At 70.4% G+C, this 6933-nt stretch carries 6 protein-coding genes; 2 read left to right on the plus strand and 4 right to left on the minus strand.

The annotated features are described in order from the left end of the window. The 3 genes from HMPREF0058_RS12725 to HMPREF0058_RS07090 all read right to left on the minus strand — a co-directional run. Positions 1-1046 (minus strand): DUF4350 domain-containing protein (locus HMPREF0058_RS12725; protein ID WP_006549072.1); only part of this gene is annotated, 1046 nt, incomplete at its 3' end. Next, a complete protein-coding gene (locus HMPREF0058_RS07085; RefSeq protein ID WP_034236583.1) occupies positions 1043-1705 on the minus strand; it encodes a DUF4129 domain-containing protein in 663 nt (220 codons plus the stop codon). The genes HMPREF0058_RS07085 and HMPREF0058_RS12725, both read right to left, overlap by 4 nt. A gap of 19 nt (positions 1706-1724) precedes the next feature. Beyond that, positions 1725-2996, minus strand: a complete 1272-nt coding sequence (locus tag HMPREF0058_RS07090; protein ID WP_040319797.1) for a DUF7847 domain-containing protein — start codon at positions 2994-2996, stop codon at positions 1725-1727. A 158-nt stretch (positions 2997-3154) separates the two neighbouring features. On the opposite strand from HMPREF0058_RS07090, the gene mtrA reads away from it, so the two are divergent. Continuing rightward, complete coding sequence (gene mtrA / locus HMPREF0058_RS07095) at positions 3155-3838, plus strand: MtrAB system response regulator MtrA (RefSeq protein WP_006549075.1); 684 nt, start codon at positions 3155-3157, stop codon at positions 3836-3838. 26 nt (positions 3839-3864) lie between these two features. Beyond that, positions 3865-5787: an MtrAB system histidine kinase MtrB gene (mtrB, locus tag HMPREF0058_RS07100; protein WP_141560513.1), complete on the plus strand. Its 1923-nt coding sequence runs from the start codon at positions 3865-3867 to the stop codon at positions 5785-5787. A gap of 156 nt (positions 5788-5943) precedes the next feature. Here mtrB and hpf read toward each other — a convergent pair whose 3' ends face one another. Beyond that, the gene (hpf, locus tag HMPREF0058_RS07105; RefSeq protein WP_006549077.1) at positions 5944-6588 is read right to left on the minus strand and encodes a ribosome hibernation-promoting factor, HPF/YfiA family; all 645 of its coding nucleotides are present in this window, start codon (positions 6586-6588) and stop codon (positions 5944-5946) included. Positions 6589-6933 lie beyond the last annotated feature (345 nt).

Raw genomic sequence — 6933 nt, forward strand, 5'->3', positions numbered from 1 at the left:
CGCAGGGCACGGGCGGCCCGGTGACGGTCACCGACCAGGTGGTACAGGCGCGCACGCCCCCGGGTGGTCTCGGTGGCGCGGACGAGCACCGGCAGGTCCTCGTCCACGAGACGGCCAAAGCGCCGGCCGCGGACCAGGGCCAGCACGCCCAGCGCCAGCAGCGCCTGGAATCCGGTGACGGAGAGCCAGGCCGGGAGCGAGCCCGGGTTCCACACAGTCAGGGCGGCCTTGTGGGAGGCGTCCATCCACAGGAGGGTCTCGTGGTGGCCCAGTGCGCGCACGCCAAGTGCCGCGTTGCCCTCCTGGGCCAGGCGGTCGTTGGTCACCACCGAGGCGTCGGAGATGACCCGCAGTGTCCCTCCGCCCTCCAGCGGTGCGACGACGTAGGCGTAGTCCCCCTCAGCGCTAACCGGGAAGCAAGCGACGACCCCGTCGGGGGCGGGGGAACCGGCGGCCACGTCGTCGGACAGGGCCAGTGAGCCGGCAATGCCATCGAGGGACTGCGCGGCCTGGGCGTCAGGGTCAGAGCACTGGGGGGGCAGCCGCTTGCCGGTCGAGGAGGAGACTCCGCTGGGCACGAGCTCGGTCAGCCCGGTCAGGTCCTCGTAGGTTGAGCCGATGACGGTGACATCCGCTCCGGAGCGTGCCAGCGCGGACCGCTCAGACGCCGAGAGCTGGCCGGCGTGGATGAGCGCGACCGTGACCCGCTGGGAGGAATCGGAGGCGCCTGACGAGCCTGCGGTGGCCTGGAGGACCTCGCTGACGGACCTGACGGTGCGCGGGGAGACTCCCTCCTCGCGCAGGAGCGCGCCCACGGCCTGTGCGCCGTTGGATCCTGGATTGTCCAGGGCGTAGGGCACCTTGGACACCGAGGGGCGCATGAGCGCCGTCGCCACGGAGATGACGACGAAGACGGCCAAGGCCAGCAGAAGAGGGCGCCACCGGCGTACTCGTGCGCGCCAGGTCTCGCCCACCACCTGGGAGTCGTCCAAGGACGTGGGGGAGGAGGGTGCGGGAGTCTGCGAGCGCACGGACGCGGTGCTCATGAGGCCACCGCCTGGGTGTCGAGGGGACGGGTCTGCGCGATCGCCTGGGCCAGACGGCGCATCCACTCGTCCTGGACCGCGGTCGAGACCACCTCGCCGTAGCGTACCGAGTCGAACAGATTAGCGGCCTGGCGCAGCTCCCCGCCCAAGGTCCCCAGCGCCGCCGCGCTGACCTCGGCGGCCTCGTGCGCCGTCATCCCCGGGTAGTCGTCAATGAGGCCGCGTTCGTCCAGGGAGCGGATGATGGCGCGGAAGCGTTCGACGACGGCGGTCGCCCAGTCACCGCTGCGCGCGGCCTGGTCGGCGGCCTGGGTCAGGGCGGCGGAGTCGCGGTCGTCGTCAAACAGTGAGGCGCCTCGCCGCCGGGAGCGGCCGGCGAGCGTGACCCGGCGTAGCAGGACGACGAGCAGCCCCAGCAGGACGGCCAGGGCCACGGCGACGATGAGCATGGACAACCAGGCCGGTGCCCCCGGGATGACCTGGGTCAGCTGCAGGTGGCTGATCAGCCACTGCCAGATCTGCTCCAGCAGGCTCGGGCGTGGGTGGTAGGCCGGCTTGGACAGCTCTTCGACGGCGGCCTGGCGCGCCTCCTCGGCGCTCGGGGTCGCCGGCACGTCCGCGGCGAGCGCAGTGGAAGCCAAGAGGGCAAGAGCGGTCATCATCGGGTCCTGACGGGAATCAGGCGGCAGCCTGGCGCAGCTCGACGTCCAGACCTTCGCGGCGCATGCGCAGGTCGATGTAGGTCAGGGCCGTCACCGCCGCGGTAAAGGGCATGATGACGGCGCTCAGCAGCGCGCCCAGCAGCGAGGACAGGGCGCTGACAAGCGCGAAGGACCCGATGATCGTGCCGACGATCCCCGCCACGATCCCGGTGACACCTCCCACCACGGACACCGCGACGTTGGAGATGATGGCGGCCAGCACCAGGACGCCGAAGACTCGCCAGAAGCCCTGCCGCGTCAGCTCCCACGAGCGGCTCATCGCGGTCAGCACCCCGACGTTCTCCAGCACGAGCGCTGCTGGCGCCATGGACAGCCGCACCCACAGGAAGGCCGTGAGGCACACCGTGGTCAGGGCGAGCACGACGATGGCCAGGGCGAACACCACCGTGAGCAGGGCCGAGCGCTGGGAACCAAAGGTGGTGAACATCCCGACGCTTGCCGCGACGGTGACTCCTGTGCCCACGGCGAGGACCCCGTAGACGATCAGGGAGGTCAGCAACGACTGCCCGATCAGCGCCCACACGCGCGAACGAGTGCGCTGCCAGACCTCGCCGGGGGTGGCCAGACGTCCCAGGACGGAACGAGAGACTGCGACGATGAGCAGACCGGTCAGGACGGTGCTGGCCAGGGACATCAGCAGCGTCGTCGCGCCGGAGCCGAGGAGTGTGGTCAGAAGCGAGGCCGGGGAGGTCGAGGTCGTCAGGTCCAGGCCGACGACCACGGACTCCAGGTCAGAGGTGGAGGAGGTCGCCAGCGAGTCCAGGCCGAGCGAGCTGGTGAAGCTCAGGACGGCCGAGATGACCCCCAGCACGCTCATGACGATGAGCGCCGGGACGAACATAGCCTTGGGGTTGGCGCGCAGAGACTCGAAGGCGCCGCTGATGATCTCGCCGATGCTCAAGGGGCGCAGCGGGATGATCCCGGGCTTGGGGGCGAGGAAGAAGCCGCCGGGCACGCCGGAGGAACCGGGCGCGCCGTAGGGCTGCGCCGGGTCCGCCTGTCCCTGGGCCGGCTCGTAGCCCGGGTACCCAGACTGCCAGGATCCCGAGGTGGCCTGGCCCGGCGGGGTCGCGCCGTAGGCGCCGAACCTGGGCTGGGTGCTCGGAGCGCTGGTGCCGGCGCCTAAGGAGGCCGAGGGCTGGTCAGGGGACCAGGAGGGCTGCGCGGCGTCGTCGTTCCCGGAGGGGCCTGCTGAAGGCGACTGCCAGGGGGTCTCGTCACTGCTCATGACCACATGCTTGCACGCGGCGGACCTGGCTGGCCTCCCTCCACAGGAGGAGCTGAGGAGCCGACCGTGCCAGGCTGGAGGATGATTCCTGCGCTGCGGCCTGGTTCCGCGGAGGGAATCTGCTGTGTGAACCTCGCGGGCGTGCCAGGATATGAGGCATGACGACCCGGATCCTCGTCGTCGATGACGACACCGCCCTGGCAGAGATGATCGGCATCATGCTCGAGTCCGAGCACTATGAGCCCTTCTTCTGCGCTGACGGTGCCCAGGCGCTCGCCACCTTCCGGGAGGTCAACCCCCACCTGGTCCTCCTGGACCTCATGCTTCCGGGGCTGGACGGCGTGGAGATCTGCCGGCTCATCCGCGCTGAGTCGGACGTGCCGGTCATCATGCTCACCGCCCGCACGGACACCCAGGACGTCGTCGCCGGGCTGGAGGCCGGAGCGGACGACTACGTGACCAAGCCCTTTAAGTCCAAGGAGCTGCTGGCCCGGGTGCGTACGCGACTGCGCCGGGGCACCGAGGCCGGGGCGGTGGAGCACGTGCGTGTGGGCGACGTCGATATCGACGTCCTGGGCCACCGGGTGACCCGGGACGGCGCTGCCCTGGCTCTGACCCCCCTGGAGTTCGACCTGCTGCTGACCCTGGCACGCACCCCCTCTAAGGCCTTCACCCGCGAGGAGCTGCTGGCGCGGGTGTGGGGCCACCAGCACGCGGCGGACACGCGCCTGGTCAACGTCCACGTCCAGCGCCTGCGTTCCAAGGTCGAGAAGGACCCGGAGCACCCCACCATCGTCGTCACCGTCCGCGGCGTGGGCTACCGGGCCGGCGACCCCCGGTGAGCGCGGGGCGGTCCGCGACACCGAGCGTGAGTGAGACGACGCCGTCGGACACGGGCGCGAGGCGAGGGCGCTGGCGTGACTGGATCAACCCCGTCCGGGTGGTGCGGCGCAGCCTGCCGGCCAGGATGGTGGTCTCGGCGCTGACCGGCGGCATCGTCCTCATCCTCCTGCTGTTCCTCGTGGTCTCCGCCATGATCCGCGACGACGTCTACGCCGAGCGCAGGGTCTTCCTGCTGGCCGACGCCCGCATGAGGACTGTGAGCGTGCAGGCCGAGCTCGACCTGCTGGAGAGTGCCACGCCCGAGGAGCTGACGACGGCGGCCCAGCAGATCGTTGACCGTCTGGGCCAGGGCTCCGGTAACGCCCGGCGGATGGGTGTGGCGCTCGTGCGCAACCGGGACGCCGCCGGTGAGGCCTCGATCGGGGACCTGGCCTCAGACGAGGACCTGCTGCCCCTGATCAGCCAGGACCTGTCTGCCGAGCTGGCCGGCAGCGCGGAGGGAACCCAGGCGTGGCGGCAGATCACCCTGCCTGATCCCACCGAGCGGGTGCCGGGCGTGGTCATCGGCTCCCAGGTCACGATGCCTCAGGCCGGGGCCTATGACCTCTACCTGTTCTACAGCCTGTCTCCCGAGCAGCGCCTGGTCAGTTTGACCACGCGCAGCACGGCGCTGGCGGCGGCGGCCTTCCTGCTCATGCTCGTCCTGGCGGTGTGGGCGCTGGCGTGGAGGGTCCTGCTGCCGATCCGGCGCACCTCGGAGGCAGCGCGGCGCCTGACCGACGGCCACCTGGACGAACGCGTCAAGGTCAGTGGTGAGGACGAGATCGCCTCGCTGGGCAGGGCCTTCAACGAGATGGCTGACTCCCTGGAGCACCAGATCGACAGCTGGGAGCGCCTGTCTGCGGTCCAGCGGCTGTTCGTCACCGACGTCTCCCACGAGATGCGCACGCCACTGACCTCGATCGGGCTGGCTGCCGAGCAGCTGGAGGAGGCTCGTGACGAGATCGCCTCGCCTCTGGCCCGCCGCAGCCTGGACGTCCTGGTCTCCGAGACCTCTCGGCTGCGCAAGCTCTTCGACGACCTCCTGACCATCTCCCGGGTGGATTCCGGCAAGGTCCAGCTCTCCGCCGTCGATCAGGACCTGCGGCTGCTGGTGACCTCCGTGGTCCAGGACAGCCAGACCCACATCGAGCGCATGGGTGCCCACGTCACCCTCGACCTTCCTGATGGGCCGGTGATCGCGCAGATGGATACCGTCCGGGTCGAGCGGATCGTGCGCAACCTCCTGCTCAACGCCCTTGAGCACGCCGAGGGCACCCAGATCGACCTCACCGTGGCCGGGGACGAGGTGGCCGTGGCAGTGCGGGTGCGTGACCACGGAGTCGGGATGACGCCAGAGGTCGCGAGCAAGGTCTTTGACCGCTTCTACCGCGCCGACACCTCGCGTCAGCGCACCCTGGGCGGTTCTGGCCTGGGGCTGTCAATCGCCAGTGAGGACGCCTCGCTGCACGGCGGGGCGCTGGAGGCCTGGGGGTGGCCCGGGGAGGGAGCGTCCTTCCTGCTCACGCTGCCCAGGCTGCTCGGCGAGGAGGGCGCTCCCGGTGACTTGCAAGGCCACCGCCCGCTGCCCGTGGTGCCCGACGACGTTCCGGAGATCGCCCGCTACGTCCCCACCAGCGGCACCCTGGGGACGCCTGGGTCTGCTGCGCTTCCCACCACCCCGGTGACGCGGCGCTCGACCGAGCTGGCTGCCGAGGTGCCGGTTGTGGGTGGGGAGAAGGTCGGCGCCGGCGTAGGTGCCAGTGAGGGCGTGGCAGCGGTGGCGCTTCCCCCCAGCGTGCGACGACCGCATCGGATGAGGCAGGTCTCTCGTGGCGGCAGCGGCGTGACGGTCCACGGCCCCCACGAGGTGCCGACGGCGCAGACCCCCGCTGAGGCTGAGGACTAAGAGGCTTGGGGCCAAGCACCCCGGCCGGCTCTGGCAGCTGGGGCGGATGCGATTGAGCCGGCCTCGGGCCCATGCAGTGCGGGCACGCACAGGGGCGGCGTCGGTACGGTGACCGACGCCGCCCCCAGTCAGTGCGGCGAGAGGCCTGTGCTGTGGCTAGAGCACCTGGGCGTCAAGACGGATGACGCCGTAGGTCCAGCCGTGGCGGTGGTAGACAGCGCAGGGCTGCTTGGTCGACTTCTCAATGAACAGGTAGAAGGGGTGTCCCACCAGCTCCATCTGGTACAGGGCTTCGTCCACGGTCATGGGCGTCGCGTCGTGCAGCTTCTGGCGCACGATGACGGGAGAGTCTCCCAGCTGCGACTCCACTGCCACGCCCTTCTCGGTGGGCGCCTTGGGCGAGTCCTCGATCGGGGCGTCGTCGGTCTCGTGCAGGCTGCGCAGTTCCTCGGCAGCCGGGGCCTGGGTGCCCTCCGGGACGTCCACGGGGTAACGCCGGTGGTCCTTCTTGCGGTCACGGGCCCGGCGCAGACGCTCGGTCAGCTTCCCCATGGCGATGTCGAAGGCGGCGAAGCGGTCGGAGGAGGAGGCCTCGGCCCGGATGATCGGGCCCTTGGAGATAACGGTGATCTCGGCACGCTCTGCGGTGTCGGCCTGGCGTGGGTTGCGCTCGTGGGTCACCTCGACCTCGACGCGCTGGACTCGGGGGTCGAACTGCTCGACCTTGGTGGCCTTCTCCTCGACGTAGTCGCGCAGTCGAGAGGAGATCTCAGCGTTACGGCCGACGACGGTGATGTCCATGGTGGAACCTCTTTCTGGGTCCTGATGATCCTTCTCAGCGGATCGAACGGAGCCACCCGCCGCACCTCGCGACGGGCTCTGGATGGAACGTGACCACCTCCTGCGTGCCGTCCGCCCGGTGAGGGCGGGACGGGGACACCGCCATGGGATCCCCGTGCCTTGTGTGCGTTGTGCCACACAACTTACACCATGTGGACGCCTGCCGCTCACTTCCCCGCCGCCTGATCGCCATGCGCTGACACGCGGCCGGCAGGACGGGTCCTGGACAGGCGCGAGGGCGCCGGCCCGCCGGGAACGGCAGTCACCTGGGCCCGGGGTGAGGGGGCGGCCGCCAGGACGACGGCG

The organism is Actinomyces urogenitalis DSM 15434 (assembly GCF_000159035.1).
GTDB lineage: Bacteria > Actinomycetota > Actinomycetes > Actinomycetales > Actinomycetaceae > Actinomyces > Actinomyces urogenitalis.

Excerpts from the sequence above, each read along its gene's own strand:
- HMPREF0058_RS07085 (WP_034236583.1), bottom strand. The coding sequence starts at position 1,705 with ATGACCGCTCTTGCCCTCTTGGCTTCCACTGCGCTCGCCGCGGACGTG.
- HMPREF0058_RS07090 (WP_040319797.1), bottom strand. The coding sequence starts at position 2,996 with ATGAGCAGTGACGAGACCCCCTGGCAGTCGCCTTCAGCAGGCCCCTCC.
- mtrA (WP_006549075.1), top strand. The coding sequence starts at position 3,155 with ATGACGACCCGGATCCTCGTCGTCGATGACGACACCGCCCTGGCAGAG.
- hpf (WP_006549077.1), bottom strand. The coding sequence starts at position 6,588 with ATGGACATCACCGTCGTCGGCCGTAACGCTGAGATCTCCTCTCGACTG.